Here is a 22,572-nt window from a genome sequence, read left to right as displayed (position 1 = left end):
ACACTATAGGCACTATCGAAACGCTTGTCTCGGAACCCTGGCGAGTTGGTAAGCGCCTCGACTTTCCAACAATTGATATTGATTTGGCTGCAATCCTAATTGCACAAATTTCTCTGGATATCCCAGCAACAAAATAGAGGGAGAAGTTGGGTTTTTAGATTGCTTAATGTAGTCGATCGCCTTTTGGACAGCTCGGTAGTAAGTCACCGGCTCTTGGGTATAAAAAACCAGACTTGGTTTCCAGAAACCAACCATAATAAACTCTTCCCCTGGCAGTTTTTGTTGAACTGCAACCTGCGCTAACTGTCTCAGAGGTAACTGGCGGTTGATATCGACCACTTTGTAGGCCGGAGTAAGACCAAAGATGATAAATGCTACTAACCCGATGAGGTTAGCAACCAAAATCCAGCGCTGTTGCCGCTTCCACAGTAAAAGTGCGATCGCCACTGCTGTAATTATCCAAATCGTACCGCCGACAATCAGTAATCCCGACTGCTGAATTGCTTGGGGGAAATTGGGCATTGCCGGGTCGTCTCCCAGCCAGTTGTAGCTGTAGAAAGTTGCTCCGGCTACAATTAATAAAAATATGACATTAAAAATGTATGTAACTAACAGCCCTCGCGGTAAAGAATTAGGTTTCTTTTCTAACTTTATCCGCCTGTTTTCAGGTTCGTTGCCTGCAATAATATCGCTCCACAGCAGCGTTACCAAAATCGCAGCGGCGGGGATTAAAGGCAATACATAACTGGGCAATTTGGTCACGGCGATCGTGAAAAAGCCAAAGATGCAGCCGAACCAAAATAGGGCAAATAAACTCAACTGAGCCGATCGCGGTTGACGACGCCAGTAACTGCGCTGCCAAAAACGGGTGCGGGCGATCGCCACAGGCAAATAAATCGACCAAGGTGCAAAACCCACTAGCACTACAAAAAAGTAAAAATACCAAGGCGCCGAGTGCTTGTTGACTACTCCAGTAAAACGCTGGAAATTGTGATAGCCAAAAAAGCTGTCAATATAAGTTTGACCGTTGGCTAAAATAACGAAAATGTACCAAGGCAAGGCGATCGCCAGAATAATCAAGATTCCCGGCACCGGACGCATTTCGCGCCAAAGTTGCCGAAATTTTCCCAAATAAAGCCCGAAGCTGCCAACAATCAGCGCTGGCACGACAATTCCCACAGGCCCCTTAGCCAAAATTGCTAAGGCAATTAATACGTAAAAAGTCAGATACCACTTATTGGGAAATCGGGAAGCGGAAACGGGAGAAAATTCTGCTTTTTCTCTCTGTTCTTCTAGAGTGTAACCGAGGAAAAATGCGAGTAGTGCCGAACACATACAACCGACTAATAGCATATCTGAAACGCCAGTCCGTCCCCAGGCAATAGTTTGGGGATTTAAAGCTATTAGGGCCGCACCAATCCAAGGAGTAGAAAAAAAGAGGGGAAGACGGGGAGTTTTGAGTTTAGAGTTGTTATTCTCTGTTTTTTCTTCCGGCTTCCATCGGACTTCTTCCTTCTTCCTGACATCCGTTAAATCCGTTACAGAATCCGTTGCCGAACTTCCTTCTTCCTTCTTCCTTCTTCCTTCTTCCTTCGATAAGGTATAAAATCCGAGGCAAGTCAGACCGATCGCGCACAATGCCGAGGGAAGACGCACAGCCCATTCGTTAACGCCCAGAGTGCGGTAAGCCACCGCCATCAGCCAGTAAATCAGCGGCGGCTTGTCAAACCTGGTTTCGCCGTTGAAATAAGGAGTGATGAAATCCCCTGTCACCGTCATTTGACGCGCAGCTTCGGCAAATAACGGTTCCGTTTCGTCAACTAAGCCGATGTTGCCGAGATTCCACAAAAAAGCCACCGAGGCGATCGCGCACAGCCATAAAATTGATAGCAGCAAAGGTGCGAGCCTCTTCGAGGGCTTCGCTAACGGGCGATTTCTAAACTCTGACAAATTTTTAATAACTTCCTTCACGGAAACTTCCTGCGATTTTAGATTTAAAATTTTAGCTCGCATAGAGAGTCTACCGAAAGATTCGCATTCTCGAAACTCCCAATTCGATCGAATGCGGTTCAACTGAGATGTTACACCATTCTCAATAAGGCTTTTATGGGCGGGCTAGAGCAACCCAACTCCTACTCCCCACAACAAAATTCACTCTTTGTGGAACAGGCATCTTGCCTGTTCTTTATAATGATGCCGCTATGTGAGTTTAACCTCCCATAGCGGCACCATTCTCAATAAAACCGTATCAACCGGGTTTCTTGACCAAAATCTCGGCACTTGCAGCTAAGTGTTCACGGCTGCAAAATTAATTGCCATTCTCCGGCTGTGCTGTTCCAAGCGGGTGAGGATGTCTCCCCGGCGACGAAAGGCCCCCAGTAGCGGCGAGAACCATCCTGAGCAAAAACCACCAGAATGTCTCCTCGTTTGACTTGTAACTTGCCCTCCGGCAGCGATAGCATCAGTCCCTTGCCGCCGCCTTCCCCCGGCGCAAAATCCCAGTGCGCGGGTTTTCCATAGGATTCCTTGGCTTGCCGCTTCGACAGCAGGGCTACTCGCACTGGGTGTTCGCTGCGGTTGCTGACGCGCAAAAGGCCGGAGGCTTTAGCATTTACAGGGACTGAGGAAAGCAATTCCTCCTCTGGATCTGGGGGGGTTGGTGTTGAATCGGGTTTGGACTCGCTGGCGGTGTCGGCAGAAGCTGTCGCGACTGGGGAAACGGGGGGTATTGGGGGGAGTGCGGTGGCTTGTGAGGGCCAATCACTCGACTGATTTGAACCGTGGGAGATAGTGATTTCAAAACGTCCTAGAAACATTCCTGTAATTAGGACGATCGACGCTCCAATTACGATCTGGTAAATTTTAAGATTCATAAATTTTAGGCTTACAGGATAGACTGCACCGGTAATGAGTCTTAACTATTTTTAATGTAAAACCAGGGGCTGCTGTGCCACAAGATACACTTACACTTAATTACTTGACCGTTCTCGGCTATAAGTCCGCGATCGCTCAATACCATCTTAGATGTTAAATTTGAGATTTTAGATGGCGACATACTGACTCCGGTAAGGATTTGGAGTTGGTCGGGAGGGTCATTTGTTTACTCATCGGTATAGCTTTTAATACCAGTTGAAAAAAAGAGTACCACTATAGGCCCGTACTCCCAACCCCAATATTCATAAGTCATTCCGCATCTCAAATCTCAAATCTCAAATCTCAAATCGTATAACTTTTATGCAGAATACCCGAATTAACAGATTAATTGATGTTTTGGGCGATCGCTTCCGTGGCTGGCTGAGCAATCCTTGGCGGCGGATTTCGCTTCTGATAATTAGCCTGCTGTTCGGCACTTTTTTGGGAACAGCTATTTCGACCATCGCGGGACAATCTGCGGATTGGGATATTATCGCGGCCGGGCTGTTGGTGTTGTTGACCGAGTTGGTGAACTGGCTGGTTTACGGCGGCCCGCGGCCTGCGGCAGGTTATTTGTGGGTGGAAATGCTCAATGCTCTGAAAATTGGTCTGACTTACAATTTATTTGTCGAGGCTTTCAAACTAGGTTCTTAAAAAATAGTGAAATATTTGTCTGCTGTAGATAGTATTTATATAAAGGTGTTCTTAAAAAAATTTTAATTTGAACTAGGGTCGGAATTTTTGAACTCTCCACGAGCGGAGTGGGGCTTTTATCCGTTTTGAGTGGGGTCAAATATTTGTCAATTGCAGATAGGATTTGTACAAAACCCGCTCTGGCATCAAGAGTTTTGAGAAGATGGATCGATCGACTGTAACGCCTGTTGAAATTTTACATCGGTGGCAAGCCGGCGATCGCCCGATCGCGCCCGACTTCGAGCACCTGGCTTTTTGGGAACTGGCGGATGATGTGCGATCCTCTTCGAGGGCTTCGCTAACGCGCGCTTTTGGGATTACTCCCGACAATGTAGCCGATGTTGTCCGCTGCAAAACCGATTTATTCTTTTCTCTTCTTGACGAACTGCATACTTTCCCCGTAAAGTCAACTGTTTTCCTCGAAACTTTGTGGAATCTGTGGCTGCCGCTGGCAATGCAATTATCGACTGCCAAACAAAGTTTAAACCGTCCTTTAATTCAAGGAATTTTAGGAGGGCAAGGAACGGGAAAAACTACTTTATGCCAAGTTTTGAGGTTGATTCTGCGAAAATTGGGATATTCTACTGTCAGCCTTTCTTTAGACGATCTTTACAAGACTTATGCCGATCGCCAACAACTCCAAAAAGCAGACCCGCGTTTAATTTGGCGCGGCCCTCCCGGCACTCACGATATTGACTTGGGCATCGAAGTTTTAGACAAGTTGCGCGGTTCTCTAACTCACAATTTAGCAGGACTTGACAATCCCAAATCTGATGCCTTCAAACCCGATTTAATTAATAAAAATATAGAAATTCCCAGGTTTGACAAATCTGCCTATGGAGGTGCAGGAGATAGAAGTCAACCAGAAATTATTTCCGGTGCGGATATTGTACTTTTTGAAGGTTGGTTTGTCGGTGTGAATCCGGTGGTTGATGCCAAATTAAACGAGTTTTTGGCGACTGCACCGTTTCCGATTTCCACAGAAAGCGACTGTCAGTTTGCGCGCGATATGAATGCCAAGCTGCACGACTATCTGCCGCTGTGGAACCGATTAGATCGGTTGATGGTTTTGTATCCCCAAGATTATCGCATTTCTCAAGTGTGGCGCAATCAGGCGGAACGCGAAATGATGGCGGCGGGGAAGTCGGGAATGTCAGAAGCTGAGATTAATCGGTTTGTTGAATATTTCTGGAAAGCGCTGCATCCAGAGTTATTTATTAAGTCGATGCTGGAGGGCGATTGCGTGGATTTAGTAATTGAAATTTTGGGCGACCGCGCTGTCGGCAAAGTTTGTCGGGCGATCGACTTAAAATTAAACCTTTAAGGATACAACAAAGTTGTGTCCCTACCCTATTGCAGCCTTTAAGGACACAACAATGTTGTGTCCCTACTGTATGGCAGCTTATCGTACACTCACTTGACAATTCAGAACTTATGCAAAACGTGATTTGACGCGGGAATTATAGGGGTAAGGCGGGGCATCAGCACCCTATAATACAGAGGTTTTGCATGGAGGATAGAGAATTTCTAAATTAACTGCCGGGAGTACCAAGATCGATCGCTTTCTGCATCAAATCGTCGGTAACTTCGCCCGGTGTACCAGCAGGCTTAATTTCCTGAGCCATCGAACGAAAATCATTGGGATTGCCGCTTGTATCTGCCGGCTTTGCACTATTATCTTGAGCAGCGGGAATAGGAAATTTAGGTGCAGTTGCAGCGGCGGCAGCTTGAGCGCCGGCACCTGTGCGATCGATGTCACTAACGCTGAATTCTTTTGAAGCTTCGTAGTCTGCTGATACATCAACGGTCGGCAACTTTTGTTCTCCAGCTTCCGCGTTTTCAGTGATCTGCTGAGCGTCAAAGTTTTCAGTGTTATTGACTTCTGTATTGATTTCAGACATAGCCGACTCCTTGGTAGTTTTATTTAACAATTCACTGTATCAATTATTACTTTACTCCCCGGCTTTTTCATCTACCCGCAGATGTATCGTTGGCTTCTATCTTAAGGATGATTTATTCTAGGTTAGTGCCTTAACATTACATCACTTTCCGAAAAGAATGCAGCTTTAGCCAAGCTCCCAACCCATACATACTAAGCCATTCCTCATTGTTTAATCTCAAATCTCAAATCTCAAATCTCAAATCGTATTACCTCTCGGGGATGGTGACTTGTACTTACAAATCTTGATATTTGTATATTCTGGAAGCATTTTTAAGGAATTTTGTTTATGAACTCACCCGCCGCGACCAATCCTCACTCTCTCTCCAACGACACTCAAAACATCGTTCAGGCAATCAACGGGTTGGGTACAGATGAAAAACTGGCGCTGCTCTATTTTGTTTATGAAAAAATGGGAGACTCAGTTACACCAGCAGCTCCCGCCGCCGCCGAACCAGAATTAGCTCCCATGCTGCTGGATGATTTTTACAAGCTTTCCCATGACCAACAACTGAATATAATGCGCGGTATTGTCAACCGCGACGACACGCCCTATTCTCACGCTTACGGAGCTTTAACTGCTAACAATCAGTTGGTGGTTTGGTATGCTTGGGCTATTGGTATGGGGGAAACAATTGTCGATATCCCCGAAGGATATGAGGCAACTGAGGCTGTCAATGGCGTGTTGGGTCAAATTGAAGGTCTTGAGTTTGAACAGCAAATTACAGTGTTGCGCGACGTAGCTAATAATATGGGCTACACCGATGTTAAACCAATTGCTACTCAGTCGGAAGTAGGGAAAACTTCTAGTCTGTAGATAAGAGTCTGCTGTTGCAACCTATCCTACACAAACTCTCCTCCTAGCAGAGAGGGACTCAAGAATAAAGGGATTACCCAAAACCTCTATATGTAGGGTGCGCCGAGGTGTACCCTACCGCTATAATTACTAGGTAAAACCTTTTTTTGCTCTTACTCATATTTATTCTTTCGTGTCTTAGAGAGGGACGAAAGTTTTTGTATGAGCAGTTAAAATCGGCTCTTCTGAGAAATATAAAAAGGTCTTCAGTCAGCCACTGAGTGTTTTAGGGTAAACTTTTCGCGGGAATTCCATCCGAAATATCGAACCTTTTTTGGGTTGACTTTCGGCAGTAATTGTACCGTCGATCATCTTGACTAAAGAAGCACAAAGAGCTAGTCCTAAACCGGTGCCTGGATAGTAGCGAGTTGTGGTTTGGTCGCCTTGGTGAAACTTGTCGAAAATGTGGGGAAGATACTTTTCACAGATGCCGATTCCTGTATCCCGAACGGTGATCGTTAACCGATCGCAATTTAATTCCCGCACCTCAATGTAAATGCTCCCCTCATGCGTGAATTTAACCGCGTTGGAAACGAGATTCACCAAAATTTGCCGCAGGCGTAACTTGTCATTAACTATTAACTGATCCTGCAAGCCGACGCTGACGGCCATTGGCACGTTCTTATCAGTGGCTTGATTTCCGAATTCCCGGGCGACATCCATTACTAAATGCCCTAAATGAAATTTTTCAATTTTTAATTCAGTGCGGCCACTCTCGATTTTGGAGAGGTCGAGGATATCGTTAATTAGCAGTAGCAGGTTTTTGCCGTTATGTAAAATGCGCCCCACCATTTCTGTTTGCTGGGGGGTCAGCAGTTGTTTGTGCTGGCGCAGCAGCAATTGGGAAAAGCCGATAATCGAATTCATGGGAGTTCGCAATTCGTGGGACATAATGCCCAAAAATTGCGATTTTAACTTGGCTGCTTCTAGCAGTTGCAATTTTTGCTGTTGAATGCGTCGCCCCTGATTTTCCAGTTCTTCCTGCTGGCGAATTAGCAGCTCGTTTTGCAAGTCTAAAAGCTGTTCCTGTTTTTTTAATTTTTCGATCGCCAGCGCGTTGTTAATCGCGATCGCAGCTTGTTTTCCCATCACCGCCAGCAGTTGCTGAGTATGCCTGTCAATCGCCCTGCTGTCTTTGCCGTTGCCGATGGCCAACACACCCAAACGCCCGCTTGGCGCCGACTCGATCGCCGCAGCACAGGCCGCCGCCGGCAGCAAGCCGTCGCTCGACTCCGACCGCAACAGTACAGACTCTCCCGTCGCAAATGCTTTCCACAGCAGCTTGTTTTGCACGTGCGGGGTTGTGCCCTCACCAAAGTTTTCCGTGCCCCCGACAGCGCTGACTTTGAGGCCGCTGCAATCGTACTCCAGGAGAGCAACTAGGCAAAATTCCGCTCCTGCGATCGCCTCTACAGTCGCATCCGCAATGCCTTGCAACAACTGGCACAAGCTACCCGCGCGCTGGCTTAACAGATTTGTAAATCGATCGATCGCGTGCAACTCGTGTTCCCCGTCCCGTACCGTCCGGCCTTCACACAAATTTTTTGCTGTAAAATTGTTTTCCGAGGGCACTTGAGCGGGCCAAAATTCTGGTTCTGCTTGGGGTTCGGCTGGAGTTTGTTGGATGGCGTCGATTTCGGTGTAGGTTCCCGCCCACTCCAAAACTTCCTGACTGTCTAGATTAGCGGGCGTTCCTGTGGCCAGGTTCCAGCGGTAAATGCCCTCTCGCGTCCGCAGACGAAATATAATTTCGTAACTTGACGGCGGGAACTTAGAAGTGTGCGATCTCGCCAAAAGACTAGGACGGTCTTCTGGGTGGACCTGCGCCAGATAGCCGAAACCCAAAGCTGCTGCTGCTGGTACGCCGGTGTACTCCTCCCAGCGCTGACAGAAATAAGTCGCCCAGCCGTCGGCATTTGTTTTCCAAACTATGTGAGGAATTGCCGACTGCAGGCGATGGTGCTGAGTTTCGCGGTCGCCAACTTGCGGTTGGGGGGATGTTATTTCAGATACTTTGTGTAAGATTTCAGAGTCGGAAAACTCCGACGGAAAAGACTTATTGCGGTCATACTGAGTCATAACAGGTTATATAAATAAGCATTGGACTTGAGCCCTAACACCGGCTAAAGACTCGTACTGCTAGCTTTATTGATTTTGACGTGCCAAGTGCATCAAAATTTTTTATACTTTAAACTTATCTCGGTAGTGATATCTTTACCTCTATCAACGGGCGGACAATGAGATAATTCAGTTAAACTGTTAAAACATTGAGAGCTTACCTGTCCAGAGGAAGGCTCGTGCAGGCATCGCCGCAAAATAACTTAAAAATTAACTTGCATTCTTGGCGGCTGCATGAGTATGCTTAAAAATGATGTGCAGCCTGTAAAACCCTAAATCAGGACACATTCTCAAATTTACTCAGTTTAGCTGAGTCAGTTGACGATATTTTAAAAGTTTAGCGGACTATTGGAAGAAAGATGAGTAAAATTCGCGTTGCTTTGATAGAAGACCATGACCTGACAAGAGTCGGCATCCGCACAGCTTTACAACAGCGTGACACGATAGAAGTTGTCGGCGATGCAGCTAACGCTACAGATGGATTGAAACTGCTTCAGTCTTCAAAACCTGACGTGGCTATTGTAGATATTGGGTTGCCGGATTTTGATGGCATTGAACTTACACAAAAGTTCAAAAAATCCGTAGCGGAGTCCGATCCAGATACAAAAATTTTGATTCTGACTTTTCAGGACAATGAAGAAGAAGTTCTGGCAGCTTTTGCCGCCGGAGCTGACTCTTACTGCATGAAAGATATTAGCTTCGATCAGTTATTAGATGTAGTAAAAGTAACTCACGAAGGTAATTCTTGGATCGATCCGGCGATCGCCCGTATCGTCCTGAAACAAGCTCGCACTCAGGAACCCGCACCGGAAGAACCGAAGGCTGAGGGCAAAAGAGTCACAATTAAGGCTGCCGAACCCGAGTTTAGTCACATCATTGAGACTTACCCTTTAACCGAGCGGGAATTAGAGGTTTTGGAACTGATCGTGCAGGGTTACAGCAATGCTGCAATCGCCGAAAAGCTTTACATTACTGTCGGTACAGTCAAGACTCACGTCCGCAATATTTTGAACAAGTTGTGCGCTGATGACCGCACTCAGGCTGCCGTTCTCGCCCTGCGTTCTGGCTTGGTTGGATGAAGCCTTATCATCAGGCAAAATCAAGTTAAAAGTAGGGTGCGCTGTGCGCACCTTACGGGCACTGATTTAGGGTGTGCAGTGCACACCGACTGACTAATTATTACCAAAAAAGTAGGGTAGGCAGTGTGCACCAGCCGAGCAATTGTTTGTTGTTAAAAAAGTAATAAATTTTAAATCCGCATCTATCCCAGTACAGATATTTTTTTCAAGTTAAAAAAGTAAGTATACCTTAAGATAGATGCTAAAAAACTATGATATTATTGATACTTATTGTTGAGCGATACCCAGTTAGATAAATTTCGCTCCCACTGCCAATATTGCGCGATATCACTTCATAAAAGGCGCAGGCCCAGGCCAGATTGGGATACTTTTAGGAATAGTTAAGCCTTAAAAAAATTATATCCGCAGAGCGATGCTGAGTTCGCTTAAATTAGCGAAATTAAAAGTATCAACTGTTACTGAAATATTTTAGAAAGAGGTATTATGGCCGCCCCAATTGAATTCAAGTTATTTGCTCCCTATAACAAAGGAGCTGCCTTGATTGGCTCTTTTTCTAATTGGGAAGAGATTCCGATGGAAAAGGACGAAGAGGGTTATTTCCGCACGCGAGTTGAGTTGGAGGATGGCGTTTATCAATACAAATTTCGCGTTCAGTCGAAAAGCTGGTTTCTGGAAGCGGATCAGTGGGTAGATATAGTCGATCCCTACGCGACTGATATCGACGATCCTACTCAAAACGGCCTTGTTCGGATCAAAGATGGCGATCGCATTGTCGATACCTACGTCTGGAAACACGACGACAAACCGCTACCGGCCGATCGGGAATTAGTGATTTACGAAATGCACGTTGCTGACTTTTCCGGCGGCGAAGACGATCCCTTCGCCCGCGGCAAGTACAAGCACGTTGTCGAAAAACTCGATTACCTAGTCGAACTCGGCGTCAACGCGATCGAACTCATGCCCCTCAAAGAATACCCAGGCGACTACAGTTGGGGCTACAACCCCCGCTACTTCTTCGCTGCCGAGTCCAGCTACGGAACCACAGAAGAACTCAAAAACCTGATAGACGAGTGTCACGGGCGCGGCATTCGCGTCATCATCGACGGGATTTACAACCACTCGGAAGCATCGAGCCCCCTCACTCAAATCGATCACGATTATTGGTTTCACCACGAACCCCGCGATCCAGACAACAATTGGGGCCCGGAATTTAACTACGAATTCTACGACGAAAACTTAGACACTTACCCGGCCCGCAGATTTGCTGGCGATACAGTCCGCTTCTGGATTCAAGAATATCATCTCGACGGCATTCGTTTCGACGCAGCGCGACAAATTGCTAACTACGATTTCATGCACTGGGTCGTTCAAGAAGCCAAAAGTGTCGCCGGTCCCAAACCATTTTATACCGTTGCCGAATACATTCCCGAAAATCCCAGCATCACGAATTTAGACGGGCCGATGGACGGCTGCTGGCACGACAGTTTCTATCACTCCCTAATTCCACAACTCTGCGGGGACAATTTTGATTTAGAACGGCTCAAAGAGGTAATCGACTGCAAGCGGCAAGGTTTCTTGGGTGCTACAAATGTAGTCAATTATTTGAGCAATCACGACCACGATCGCGTTTTTGCCGAATTGGGCGATCGCGGAATTTTGGATGAAGCGGCATTCAAACGGGCGAAGTTGGGAACCGTGCTGTTAATGACAGCAGTTGGCGTGCCGCTGATTTGGATGGGCGAAGAATTTGGCGAATACAAAGCCAAAACAATTGAGCAATCTAAAATTGACTGGACGCTGCTAGGAAATGACCAGAATAAAGGTTTGTGGGAATACTACAAAGGCTTGATTCACCTGCGTAAAAATAACCAAGCACTTTACACAGAAAACATCGACTTTTTCCACGAAGACCCCGACTCGAAAGTTTTTGCTTACACTCGCTGGAACGATGAAGGTTCGAGAGTGGTAGTAGTGGCGAATATGTCGGAAAATTATCTAGCAGGTTACAGCGTTCCCCACTTCCCGGCAAACGGAACTTGGCACGAATGGACAGGGAATTATGATATTGAATCTGGCGATGACAATATTATGATTGACTTGCCGGAATACGAAGCGAAAGTGTTTGTTTGGCAGTAAGCTGTCCTATCGATTTCGGTTGCACTCCTTATCATTTTTGACTGTTGACTGTTGACTGTTCACGGTGAGTCAACAGTCAACAATCACGGACGGTGCAACCGGAATTGATATTATTTACCAGATTGATTTTCTAAGCACAATTGGGTTATAGCCGCCGCCGGTATGGGTTTGCTAAAAAAGTAACCCTGACCCATATCGCAGTGATGCGAGTGCAAAAACGCCAACTGTTCTGCTGTTTCCACTCCCTCAGCAATCACCTGTAAATTCAGGCCCTGTCCCAAGGCGATCGCCAGTTTCACAATAGTAGCACCGTTGCTGCCGGTCACCAAATCTGCCACGAAGGATTTGTCTATTTTTAAATGATTGAGGGGAAAGTTTTTCAGAGACCACAGCGAAGAATAACCGGTACCAAAATCGTCCAGAGAAATGTGAATTCCCATGTCCTGCAACTGCTGCAATACCGACACGGTAAAGCTCACATCTGTCATGGCAATGCTTTCGGTAATTTCTATTTCTAAATATTCGGGATTTAACTTGGTTTCTGATAAAATTTCAGCGATGGTTTGTACCGTGTGAGGTTGCAGAAACTGCCGGGCTGATAAATTCACCGCTATCCGCATCGGCGGCAATCCCAGTAACTGCCACGCTCGATTTTGCAAGCAAGCAGTCCGCATCACCCATTCGTCTATTTGGCAGATTAATCCGGTTTCCTCAGCTAAGGGAATAAATCGATCGGGAGAAATCAAACCGCGTTCGGGGTGTTCCCAGCGAATCAAAGCTTCCATGCCGACTATTTTACCAGTCTTTAAATTTATTTGCGGTTGATAGTGCAGCACAAACTCGGATTTTTTTAGAGCTTTGTAAAGATGATTTTCTAAGTTAAGATCCTCGGAGACTTTACTGCCGATCGCCCGCGTGTAAAACTGATAATTATTGCGACCTTTCTGTTTAGCTTTGTACATTGCAGCATCAGCATTTTTCAGCAAAGTTTCTGCATCTTCTCCGTCATAAGGAGCCAAAGCAATTCCCAAGCTAGCCTTAATATAAAGTTCTAGACCCTCAAAATCAAAAGGACTGCTTAAACTCTGGATAATTAGCTGGCAAATTTTAGTTGCTTCGTCAGGGCTGTTGATATTGTACAGCAGCACAGTAAATTCATCTCCGCCCCAACGAGCCATCGAATCCCCCACGCGCAAACAGTTAGTCAAACGCCGAGATACACTTTGCAGCAACAAATCACCCACGGGATGACCGAGAGTATCGTTAACATTTTTAAATCTATCTAAATCTAGAAAGATTACCGCCAGCATTTCTCCATTTTGGTGAGCGCTAGCTAAAGCTAAAGACAGCCTTTCATTAAACAGTAATCTATTAGGTAAACCGGTTAATGGGTCGTGAGAAGCTTGGTGTCGGATCATCGCCTCGACGCGCCTCTGCATTGCAGCCATGTACAGGTGAGTTCCTAAAGATTGTGCTAGCTTCTGTTCCTCGCTAGTCCACTTTTGAGCTTCGCCTGTTTTGATTTCTTTCCAAGCTGCAAAGGACTGTCGGGGACGATCGTTCCGGGCGTCCGAACTGCAACGGCCCGCCCACAAAATTTCGGTTTTTATGGGGCTGCGAAAAACGGTGAGACAGCCGATGCACTGTTGGCGGTATTGCAGCGGTACTGCCAAAAATGAACGAATGGAAGCTGCGACTAAATTGGCAGATACAGATTTGAGTTGAGGTTCTTTAGAAATATCTGCAATTGCATACAAATGCGGTACGATAAAACTGGAAACATTGCTGTCAATTGAACTGTAATGCTGGGAATACAGATTTTCAAAAATATCTAATTGGCTTGTATGATTAGCAGTTTGTGTTCGATCGCCTTGGTTGTCAAACCCCATGATCTGCTGCCAAAACGGGCTGAGTTCAAGGTCGATGTCCGCGGGCTGCTGGCCACAGGTATAAAGCAAAGCCGGTCGATCGCCAAACTCGGCTGCAAGGTAGAGTCGCCCTCCCGAACCGTGCAAATGCTTGACTGTTTGTTCGAGAACTGCTTTCCGAATTTCGTTGAGTTCCAGAGGAGAATGCAGCAAACTGGTAATTTGGTTGATAACGGCTTCGTCACGCGCTTGCTGTCTAGCTTGACTCAGCAGAAAAGATTGGGCGATCGCAATTGAAAGTTGATCCACAAGCAACTGCACCATTTTCAATTCTCGATCGCTAAACCGTTTCGGTTGGCTGTGGTGAGACACCAACAGCCCCCAAAGCTGATTTTGATGCAGAATCGGCACCGTCAGAGAAGAACGTGCCCCCATAGCCTTCAGATATTCAGCGTGACAGGGGTCTACAGGACTATAGCTAATATCTTCAACTGCTAAAGTTTTGCCGGTTTCGGGACAATCTAACCGATTAATTGTTTGATGCTTCAATTCCACATCTACAATCACTCGCTGCCGCGCTTTGAGAAACATTTCCCGAGCACTCTTGGGAATGTCGCCTGATGGAAAGCGCAAACCCAGCATAGAGGACAAATTGTTGCCGTTGAGCGACTCAGCAATGACCTCACCGCTACCGTCGACCTCAAAGCGATAAACTTTTACTCGATCGCTCTCTAAAAAGCTGCGGATTTCTCTGGCAGTTGTCGTCAAAATCTCCTGCAGTTCTAAAGAGTTCCGGATGCGATTAGTAATTCGATTGAGTAAAATCTCTTGTTGTAAAGTCGATCGTGACATTTGTCTAACTTTGATGCGGGCCATGCCTTTTGATCTCCCGGGCTGTTGACAGCATTTTTGCGAGCCACAGTCTTAACTTGCATTGTATTATACATTACAACACTTTCGCGGCGTCTAGGGGGTTGACCTAACCCCAGAGCGAGAAACTCGGTTTATGGGAATATTTCGGCTTTTTCGACAAATTTCGGCGATCTACCGGGTTTTTCACAGCACTTACAAAGCAAGAAAAGAGCCATCAGAAAATTAGTGAGGACGAAAGTCCGATCGAGTTTAATCGCGACTTTCGTCCTCATTACAAAGCAATTCCAGAGTTACAAGACAAAAGGTATAGAGAAACCAGGTTGCTCAACCCGGCTGGTAAGTATTTATACCTTAAAATCTCTCATTAAGCCGACTCCCAAATTCCCCGAATTCTGTCGGGCAAAAAGCCAGCTATTTCCTGAATTCGCTCCTCGGACAACTCATCCTTCGTGGCAGAAAATACAGCCGCGATCGCAGTTTCCGGTTTTACTCCCGAAGGAAGTGAGCCTTCTAGTTCCACCCTCCGTGCAAACAAATTGCCATCGATCCCCGCAGGTGCAGGCGGGCCGGTCAAAGGCTGACGTATGCGGCTGAGCAATCCCACCAGCGGATTTGTATCTTTCCAGAGGTCTGCTATTTCTTGTTGCAGGGTTTTGTCATCCGTAGGCAAAACTTCTTTGTGCAATTCAGATTCCACGTGCTCGATGGCATCTTTTGTCATCACATCGCGCATGACCCGGTACACTACTTCGGTAATGTCCCTGGCATCAAAAATATCCTCCAAGTGACCGTTTACCATCACTTTTTCCAAAAACGGCATATCCTTTGAAGCGATAGGAACTGCCGATCCTTCGTGGTGGAGCGATGTCGGAGGATTCGTCTCCATTTTGTGTAACAGTTTGCGGCCTTTGTCTGTTAACTCAGCTTCTTGAAATGCGACTAAAGGCGGCAATACCTCAGTTCCTCCATAAGGCTCGCCACTAAACTGAGCTTTGATAAATTCTCTTTGGTTGAGGTAGTCCAAATGACCGAGCAATTCCGCTTCTGCCACCTCGTGACCGACGTATTCTTCCGCTGCGTTCCTAATTTCCGCCTCTCCCTTGCCGTTGCCGCTGCCAATCTTTTTGAGCAAAATGTAAGTCAGGTCGTCTCTGATTGGAATTGTCATTCAAACCTCCTAGGTTAATATCCGGTAAAGCTCATGTAAAAACTGATTTTTTTTACTGGCTTAAATTGTGATGATTACTACTTAAAAACATTGAAGTCTAAAGTAGAGTAATCAAGTATCTCTCAGCAGGTGGAAGTTAGGAAAATTAAGTGTCCGTTAGAATCTTCCTTTAGGTAGATCCCTGTATAGGAACCCATGTTTAATATTCTTAATATCCTAAAAAGCTGTCGCCACTAATTGAACGCTATTGAGCGAGGATGCTTTATTGGTAAGATTCTTTGTATTTAGTGCGTATTTTTTTTACCAACTGACGCGCTCTTAGCGCGTCAGTTGGTAATTCGTGCTGGGAGAGGTACAATTAAGCAGATGCTATGCGGTTAATCAACTGCGGTCCTTTAGCCAGCAGCTTGTAGCAATATTGTATCGGGTTAGACCAAAAACTGGTCATCGGAGAGCTACCAATACGAGCCAATCTGTTTCAAGTGCCGCAGCGCCACTTGAAGAATGCCTCGGAGACAACTTTTTTGATCGTCGTTTCGCTCGGCATTTATGAACTACCCTCATTGGAACAATAAATTGGAATCCTCGTCTTTCACTAGCGGTCAAGCCTCAGTTGACAAGCGTCCTTTAGTGTTGGCTGTAGACGACAATCCGGACAACTTAGAACTGCTGACACAAATACTCGATTTATTCGGCTGCGAGTGCGTGGTAGCAGTTGACGGGTACGCAGCTATTTCAGCAGCAGTCGATCGACATCCCGACCTAATCGTACTCGACATTTGCTTGCCGGATATAGACGGTATGGAAGTAGTAAAGCGCGTCCAACAAAACCCCGATATCAGACATATTCCGATTGTTGCTGTCACAGCACTAGCAAAACCAGAAGACCGCGCTCAAATTCTCCAAGCCGGCTGCGTGGAATACCTTTCCAAACCTTTTAACATCAAAGATTTAGAAACAATTATCCGCGAGCATCTCCACTCTCAAATGGTTTTGGTTGAGTTTTAGATTTATAATTAGAATCACGAACTTGAGGTGCAGAGTCCAAAATTGCGATCGTTCCAGTGCGGCCCGTCTCCAAGGTCGCATCGCGGAGCAAATCAACGACTCCCACGCCCAAAACCTTTTGGATTAATTCTTTCAGTGGCAATTCCAGAAGAGATTCTAATTGTGTCCGCACCTGCAACGCCAAATCTTGCTGACCGTTCTCAGCTAGCAGTTTTTCGGGTTGAGTAAGCCCATTTTCGACAACTATTATCAATTTGTTATCTAAAAGATTGCAGAGCGCCTGACTCGTTGAGTGTCCGAGTTGAGAGCGGTACAAAGCTTGAATTCCCTGCGAAAGAGTCCGTTCTAATTTCCCGCGAGTAGGTTCTAAGGTGTCCCCTGTCATATTTTTTATTGAAACCATGAGAGATAAAAAAAACAGTTAGCAGTTAGGAGTTAGCAGTTAAGTTAACTCCTAACTGCTAACTGCTAACTATTAGAAATAACCGTCGCGTTAGCCGACAGTAACTTCATTAGTTTCCACCCCAGTTGCACCCTTAACACCTTTAGCAATTGTCACCAACTTGTTGACAATTTCCTGACTGGGAACTGTACCTTTGAGAACCACAGTAGTGCCAAGTTGAGCTACATAAACAGTCTCAATATCCGCAACATCTGGATTTGCATCGAAAGCCTGAGCCACCCGTTTAGCTAAACCGCTTTGATCGTATTCTCCATTCAAGCCCATGCGTTCCGGCGGGATTGTCTGAGCGCTCGCAGCAGGTTGAGCTTGAGCTTGAGATTGAGCTACAGGCGCTTGGTAAGCAGGAGCGTCAACTGTTTCTTGATTTTCAAGTTTTTCTAAACCAAACAATCTTTTTAGCCAGCCCATAGAGTTTGTCCTCCGACAAAGTTTGTGTTAATTGACGTGTTAATTCACGGTTGGCAAGTCGCCCTGTAATTGTTATTCTCAATACCAGGAATTACGATCGCACTCTTGGATGCAGAAACCGAGTTTTTTTACAAAAAAGTATCGTTACAGCCATCCACCTAGGTAGAAAAACCCAGTTTGTTGAGCTTGGTGCGCCCGTCTTAAATACAATTTACTGTTGTACAACTGGACCGTTCATCTGCCTGGAGACATAATTCTCCCGCTCTCAAACAAATACTTGCGCTGACCATTCCGGCAAATCAAACTTAAACCCTTCTTCCCCAACTTCTACTATTTTGTTATACATCCACTCGTGCCAAGTTCCTGCCGCCGGAAACTTAGGAATGCAGTAACCAGATAGATAAGTATCCGAAAAATTAGCGACAACTACTGCTCGCGTTCCCTCATCGCTCCAGCGATAGTAAGCCAGCACTTTGGCTTCGGGATTTTCGTGGATGAATTCAATATTTTCGGTATAAAGTGCCGGAACTTTTTTCCGCAGCCGAATCACCTGTTTGTAGTATTCCAACAACTCATGATTTGGCTGATTTTTCAACAAAGACCATTGCAGTTTATTCGGCTGGTTGGGAGTTTGCCCAGTAGATTGTCCAAACTCTTCGCCCATCCACAGCATCGGTATTCCTACTGCTGTGACTAACAAAACCGCTCCCAATTTAGCGCGTTTAAAAGCCGCTTCTCGATCGATATCGCGAAAGCTGGCTTCGGCCAGCAAGTGGTCACGGTCGTGACTGGCTAAATAATTGATCGCATTAGTTGTGTTTTGATAGCCTTGTTGTTTGGGTTCTAGAACTTGCTTGAGCTTTTCGATATCGAAAGTCTTCCCCGCCAGGTTTTCTATGGCAAAAATGCGAAAACTTTCGTGCCAGCAGCCATCCATCGGCCCGTCGGCAGCGACGAGTTCGGGAAGTTCTGGAATGTGTTCTGCTATGTTGTAAAATGGCTTGTTACCGGCGGTTTTTTTCGCTTCACGAGTTATCCAGTGTAGGAAATCTCGATTGTCCAACTGCCGCACAGCATCGTAGCGAATGCCGTCGATATGATATTCTTGAATCCAGAAATTAACGACATCGCCGATGAATTTCCAAGCGGGACGAATGTCGAGTTTTGGGTCGAAGTTTTCGTAGTTAAACTCCGGGCCCCAGTAGTTAGCCGGATCTTCGGGATAGTGTTTGTCGCGGTAGTACCAATAATTGCGATCGATTAGCAATAAGGGACATTCTTCATCGCAGTGGTTGTAAATCCCGTCCAGAATCACCCGAATGCCCCGTCCGTGGCACTCGTCAATCAATTGCTTCAAATCTGCAGTTGCGCCGTAACTGGACTCTACGGCAAAGAAATCGCGGACTTTGTAGCCCCAGCTATAATCGCCCGGATATTCATTAACTGGCATTAGTTCGATCGCATTTATCCCCAAATCGCACAGATAATCTAATTTCTCCCTCACCTGCTGGAATTTACTGCAACTGTCGGAACCATCGGACTCGTCGGAAAAATCAGCAACGTGCAGTTCGTAAACGACTAATTCTTCATTATTGGGGAGTTCTTTGTCGTCGTGCTGCCAAACATAGGTATCAATAATTCGCGCGCCTGCTTTGATGCGAACTGTACTTGTATTAGTAGTGCGGTCAATTTCAGTCGCGTAGGGGTCATTGACTTCTACCCATTCATCCGGTTCCAAACAGGGACTTTGCGACTGAACTCGGAATTTATATTGATAAATACCGTCTTCTAACTTAATGTTAGTGCGGAAATAACCTTTGTCATCTTTTTCTAAAGGAATTTCTTCCCATTGGGAAAAGGAGCCGATCAGTGTAGCTGCTTTGTTGTTGGGAGCGAAGAGTTTGAATTCAATTGCAGCGGCCATGAATACCTTGTTTTCAGAACTTATAAGTGTGATTAGTATTAATTTTTACAATTTGGTAAATCTGTCGCCATCGTTCTTAAGAGTTAAACCTGTAACTCTTATGTTGTAAGGTACTTGGGGGCGCAGCCGGAAGATTTAGTAGTGCGAACCCTAGCGATTGAGTAAGGTGCGCCCCTAGGCACCCGGAAACCAGATTTTAATCAAAAATGTAGTTAAAGTAACTAAAAATTATTAAGTGCTATTTATGAAAAATAGTCCGGGCTGTTTGGAGTTGGTAGCCTGAAACCCTAGATTTTCCGTTGGTAGCGAACTTGCCTTAGAGCCTTGAACCCTTATTCTACGGTTGGCTATCAAAAACTGTCCGAAGTATTGTATGAAAAATAATTTAACTTTTGATAACTAGATAAATCGTGGTGAACATTTAAGATTTGTAACTAAAGAAACATTTTTTAGCGGACAGGAATAATACCGTAGAAAGATGTCATTTTCTGCGGAAACAGCGAGGATGAGCGTGTAATTATAAGGCAAGGGAAACCAGAAAAATGAATTCTTTATTCAACTGGGTTTTCCTGCGACTTTAAGCCAAGTTTGAGCCGAGAATAGCAATGATTATTTTTGCTTATGTCTTGGTAGCACTTGTTTTATAGTTTTTGACCGGCAAACTTTGTAGAACCAAAATCAGCTTTAACGACTGCTGCTACCCCAGTAATTGGTAATTGGTGAAAATCTCATTCGTCCCTGTTACCGGTTAGATATTCCGAGCAGTGGCTCTAAGGCTCTAAAAGTTTAATGTGGGATGTTGGCGAATTACCGTTACTGTAAAACTCTGGAGTGTTAAAAATGCTAAAACAAATGTGTTGGTTGCCCAGACTCGGAGGCAATGGAGAAAAGATATTGCACTTGCGTACCGATGCCCGTCAGGCGTGGCGGCCTTATACAGCTTTTCCGCAGTTTGCTGTATCCGACTACCGGGAACCGGGCGGTTCTAAGGGATGGGCAACTTATCAGAAGCTGAGAGTTCAAGGGTGGAATTTAATATCGACAGAAGAAGGGCAGCAGTCGATTTTTGGCGAACAGAAAAGTGCTTAAAAAATCTTAAACCGCACCAATAAAAGAAGAGGTATAATCCTCTTCTTTTTATTAGTTTTGGAGACAGCAACTGGGCTTTTAACCATCCTAGTTGGTAGAAGGGGTAAGGTGTAAATTGCTCACCCTACATATAATTTTAAGATGTTTGCCAGTTGCAAGTAAATTAGGCGGCCGCCGTTTCTCTGTCTGCTGTAGTTGCTACGCTATCCAACACCGGCTGGCGACTTTTCAAGTTAAACCGATATCCGTGGGGGAGGATGTGCAACTTGGCTCCGCAAATCGCCAAACCCTCATCCTTCAACCGTCCCTCCATATTGTCGTGGAGTTTTTCCGACTCGTCGATGACAGTTACAGCGCTTTCGCCAATGACTTCCAACTCGTCACCGTGGACTAAAATAGCTGTATTTTCGTCAATACCAAATCCCAACACAGCCGGTTGCAGCAAGAGTGCCGTAACTAAGCGACCCAGACGACCTCGTTGGGCGAAATGCTGGTCGATGACAACATTGGGAAGGAAACCCATTCCCGGGCCCATTGCTACCACATCAACGCGGGGATTTGTCTCCGAGTCTCCTTCAATAATCATCATGTCTGGCATCATCGCGGCGCCGGCACTGGTGCCGCCAATGATAATCCCTTCAGAGTAGCGTTTGTGCATAGCTGCGTCGAGTTGGGTGTCTTTCAAGCAGCTAATAATCCGCGCTTGATCTCCGCCGGTAAAGAATATGCCCGTGGCTTGTTCGATCGCTTCTAAATGCTCTGGATCGCTGGCATCTTCGGGTCTCTGGGTGTCAACAACTCGCACGTCTTCAGCGCCAAGTCGCTCAAACACTCGGATGTAATTATCTCCCACTTCTCCCGGTAGGCTTGTTGCAGCGGTCATTACTACAATGCGGGCTTTAGTGCCTCCGGCGCAGCGCAAGAATTCCCGCAAAATTTTGCAGTCCCCCTCTTTGTCTTCGGCGCCACCAATAATTAGCAACTTCCCCTGAACTTCGTTGCTCGCCATATTATCTCCACTTTTAATTTATTAAATTTCACTAAAACACAAAATTCCTTTTTCCGAAAACTGCCAAAAGGTATATATAAATACAAAAAAATTTCAGACTGCTACCCCTCCAGGACGCACACAGCAAGGGTGATATGGGTGTTTACTCTTGCTCGTGGCTGTAACGATGTTTTTGTTCAACAGTCCAGGAGGTACTAGGCTAAAGAAACCCGAAATAGAAACGAAAATTCTGCGTGTGAACCGAAAACCTTAACTGAGAAACCCCGGTTTTTGAGAAAGCTTTTGCGTCCGGGACTGGTAAAAAAACCGGTTTCTGCGTCTAGGACTATCTATTTAGCTCATCCTCGACGATCGACAAAACAAACTTATCCCCCCCTAACAGGAGATAGGAGGGGTCAAGAAATGAGCTTAAATTACAGGGTTGACGCGCGCGAGGTGATCAATCCGGTTTCTGCTCCGATTCTTCGCTAATCCTCCTCTGATTGCTCGTAGAAATCGGGTTGATGAGCGTAAGTCTTCAATTGGTCCGATCGCCCCTTAGTGCGATCGCTCGATCAAATTGCTCAATATGGTACTCGCCCGTTCTAAAGGTAGGTGTCTGGGTTTGCCGTTCCAGACAATCTGATATTCGTTGCTGTTTTGACCATCGCCGTAGCCAGAAATTAGCTTCCGGTGAAATGCTTCCTCAGCTAATTGGTGAACTTTGTCCCTGAGAGCAGTTTGTGCGATCTTCATAATTTGCTGCCTCTTAAATTTTCTTTCACTGTCATAAACAATTATAAGTACAGAGTGTACCTCTCAAAAGTTATAGCTTTTTTGGGGAGGGGGGAAAGAAGTAGTCATTAGTCATAAGTGCTTAGTCATCAATGCTTAGTCATCAATGCTTAGTCAGATCTTGAAGGAACAAGAAATATTTTCCCACTCTCACCCTCCCACCCTCTGCCCATCTGCCCTACTATCCCACTCGCCCTCTCTGGCAATACTAAAGACAGAATTGCTCGGAGTATTTGTCTGACTGCTGGAATATC

18 protein-coding genes are annotated in these 22,572 nt (G+C 45.8%); 7 read left to right on the top strand and 11 right to left on the bottom strand.

What is annotated here, in order from left to right:
• Nucleotides 1–12: 12 nt before the first annotated feature.
• Nucleotides 13–2,013: a glycosyltransferase family 39 protein gene (locus tag QUA23_RS06725; RefSeq protein ID WP_333075251.1), complete on the bottom strand. Its 2,001-nt coding sequence runs from the start codon at nucleotides 2,011–2,013 to the stop codon at nucleotides 13–15.
• Between the two features lie 281 nt (nucleotides 2,014–2,294).
• Nucleotides 2,295–2,873: a hypothetical protein gene (locus QUA23_RS06720; protein WP_333075250.1), complete on the bottom strand. Its 579-nt coding sequence runs from the start codon at nucleotides 2,871–2,873 to the stop codon at nucleotides 2,295–2,297.
• Nucleotides 2,874–3,234: 361 nt separating this feature from the next.
• Here QUA23_RS06720 and QUA23_RS06715 point away from each other — a divergent pair, with 361 nt between their 5' ends.
• Together QUA23_RS06715 and QUA23_RS06710 are read left to right on the top strand one after the other, a co-directional pair.
• Nucleotides 3,235–3,567, top strand: a complete 333-nt coding sequence (locus tag QUA23_RS06715) for a DUF565 domain-containing protein (RefSeq protein WP_333075248.1) — start codon at nucleotides 3,235–3,237, stop codon at nucleotides 3,565–3,567.
• A gap of 202 nt (nucleotides 3,568–3,769) precedes the next feature.
• Complete coding sequence (locus tag QUA23_RS06710; RefSeq protein ID WP_333075320.1) at nucleotides 3,770–4,930, top strand: glycerate kinase; 1,161 nt, start codon at nucleotides 3,770–3,772, stop codon at nucleotides 4,928–4,930.
• Between the two features lie 208 nt (nucleotides 4,931–5,138).
• Here the strand turns inward: QUA23_RS06710 and QUA23_RS06705 are convergent, their stop codons facing one another.
• Nucleotides 5,139–5,507: a hypothetical protein gene (locus QUA23_RS06705; protein ID WP_333075246.1), complete on the bottom strand. Its 369-nt coding sequence runs from the start codon at nucleotides 5,505–5,507 to the stop codon at nucleotides 5,139–5,141.
• Between the two features lie 327 nt (nucleotides 5,508–5,834).
• On the opposite strand from QUA23_RS06705, the gene QUA23_RS06700 reads away from it, so the two are divergent.
• Nucleotides 5,835–6,362, top strand: a complete 528-nt coding sequence (locus QUA23_RS06700; protein WP_333075244.1) for an orange carotenoid protein N-terminal domain-containing protein — start codon at nucleotides 5,835–5,837, stop codon at nucleotides 6,360–6,362.
• 249 nt (nucleotides 6,363–6,611) lie between these two features.
• Here the strand turns inward: QUA23_RS06700 and QUA23_RS06695 are convergent, their stop codons facing one another.
• A complete protein-coding gene (locus QUA23_RS06695) occupies nucleotides 6,612–8,480 on the bottom strand; it encodes a PAS domain-containing sensor histidine kinase (protein ID WP_333075243.1) in 1,869 nt (622 codons plus the stop codon).
• Nucleotides 8,481–8,878: 398 nt separating this feature from the next.
• Here QUA23_RS06695 and QUA23_RS06690 point away from each other — a divergent pair, with 398 nt between their 5' ends.
• Together QUA23_RS06690 and QUA23_RS06685 are read left to right on the top strand one after the other, a co-directional pair.
• Nucleotides 8,879–9,598 carry a response regulator transcription factor gene (locus QUA23_RS06690; RefSeq protein WP_333042026.1) on the top strand — a complete coding sequence of 240 codons (720 nt, stop codon included), beginning with the start codon at nucleotides 8,879–8,881 and terminating at the stop codon, nucleotides 9,596–9,598.
• 483 nt (nucleotides 9,599–10,081) lie between these two features.
• A complete protein-coding gene (locus QUA23_RS06685) occupies nucleotides 10,082–11,734 on the top strand; it encodes an alpha-amylase family glycosyl hydrolase (RefSeq protein ID WP_333075241.1) in 1,653 nt (550 codons plus the stop codon).
• A 110-nt stretch (nucleotides 11,735–11,844) separates the two neighbouring features.
• On the opposite strand, the gene QUA23_RS06680 is transcribed toward QUA23_RS06685, so the two are convergent.
• Both QUA23_RS06680 and QUA23_RS06675 read right to left on the bottom strand, forming a co-directional pair.
• Entirely contained in the window at nucleotides 11,845–14,478 is a 2,634-nt protein-coding gene (locus QUA23_RS06680; RefSeq protein ID WP_333075240.1) for an EAL domain-containing protein, read from the bottom strand.
• Nucleotides 14,479–14,839: 361 nt separating this feature from the next.
• Nucleotides 14,840–15,643, bottom strand: a complete 804-nt coding sequence (locus tag QUA23_RS06675; RefSeq protein WP_333075239.1) for a DUF2267 domain-containing protein — start codon at nucleotides 15,641–15,643, stop codon at nucleotides 14,840–14,842.
• 549 nt (nucleotides 15,644–16,192) lie between these two features.
• Here QUA23_RS06675 and QUA23_RS06670 point away from each other — a divergent pair.
• On the top strand, nucleotides 16,193–16,651 hold the full coding sequence (locus QUA23_RS06670) for a response regulator (protein WP_333075238.1): 459 nt from the start codon (nucleotides 16,193–16,195) through the stop codon (nucleotides 16,649–16,651).
• On the opposite strand, the gene QUA23_RS06665 is transcribed toward QUA23_RS06670, so the two are convergent.
• From QUA23_RS06665 to QUA23_RS06655, 3 genes are all read right to left on the bottom strand, one after another.
• Nucleotides 16,605–17,036, bottom strand: coding sequence for a DUF2294 domain-containing protein (locus QUA23_RS06665; RefSeq protein ID WP_333075236.1), 432 nt, complete (start codon nucleotides 17,034–17,036; stop codon nucleotides 16,605–16,607). The genes QUA23_RS06670 and QUA23_RS06665 overlap by 47 nt on opposite strands.
• Before the next feature lie 108 nt (nucleotides 17,037–17,144).
• Entirely contained in the window at nucleotides 17,145–17,522 is a 378-nt protein-coding gene (locus tag QUA23_RS06660; protein ID WP_333042016.1) for a BON domain-containing protein, read from the bottom strand.
• A gap of 265 nt (nucleotides 17,523–17,787) precedes the next feature.
• Nucleotides 17,788–19,446 carry an alpha-amylase family glycosyl hydrolase gene (locus QUA23_RS06655; RefSeq protein ID WP_333075234.1) on the bottom strand — a complete coding sequence of 553 codons (1,659 nt, stop codon included), beginning with the start codon at nucleotides 19,444–19,446 and terminating at the stop codon, nucleotides 17,788–17,790.
• Between the two features lie 840 nt (nucleotides 19,447–20,286).
• Between QUA23_RS06655 and QUA23_RS06650 the strand changes: the two genes are divergently transcribed.
• Nucleotides 20,287–20,535 carry a hypothetical protein gene (locus QUA23_RS06650; protein WP_333064000.1) on the top strand — a complete coding sequence of 83 codons (249 nt, stop codon included), beginning with the start codon at nucleotides 20,287–20,289 and terminating at the stop codon, nucleotides 20,533–20,535.
• A gap of 163 nt (nucleotides 20,536–20,698) precedes the next feature.
• On the opposite strand, the gene QUA23_RS06645 is transcribed toward QUA23_RS06650, so the two are convergent.
• On the bottom strand, nucleotides 20,699–21,544 hold the full coding sequence (locus tag QUA23_RS06645) for a cyanophycinase (RefSeq protein ID WP_333075232.1): 846 nt from the start codon (nucleotides 21,542–21,544) through the stop codon (nucleotides 20,699–20,701).
• A 537-nt stretch (nucleotides 21,545–22,081) separates the two neighbouring features.
• Entirely contained in the window at nucleotides 22,082–22,279 is a 198-nt protein-coding gene (locus QUA23_RS06640) for a hypothetical protein (protein ID WP_333070153.1), read from the bottom strand.
• Between the last annotated feature and the right edge of the window lie 293 nt (nucleotides 22,280–22,572).

The organism is Microcoleus sp. Pol1C5, assembly GCF_036701115.1.
In the GTDB taxonomy this organism is placed as follows: Bacteria; Cyanobacteriota; Cyanobacteriia; order Cyanobacteriales; family Microcoleaceae; genus Microcoleus.
This window is presented reverse-complemented; position numbering and strand designations above follow the sequence as displayed.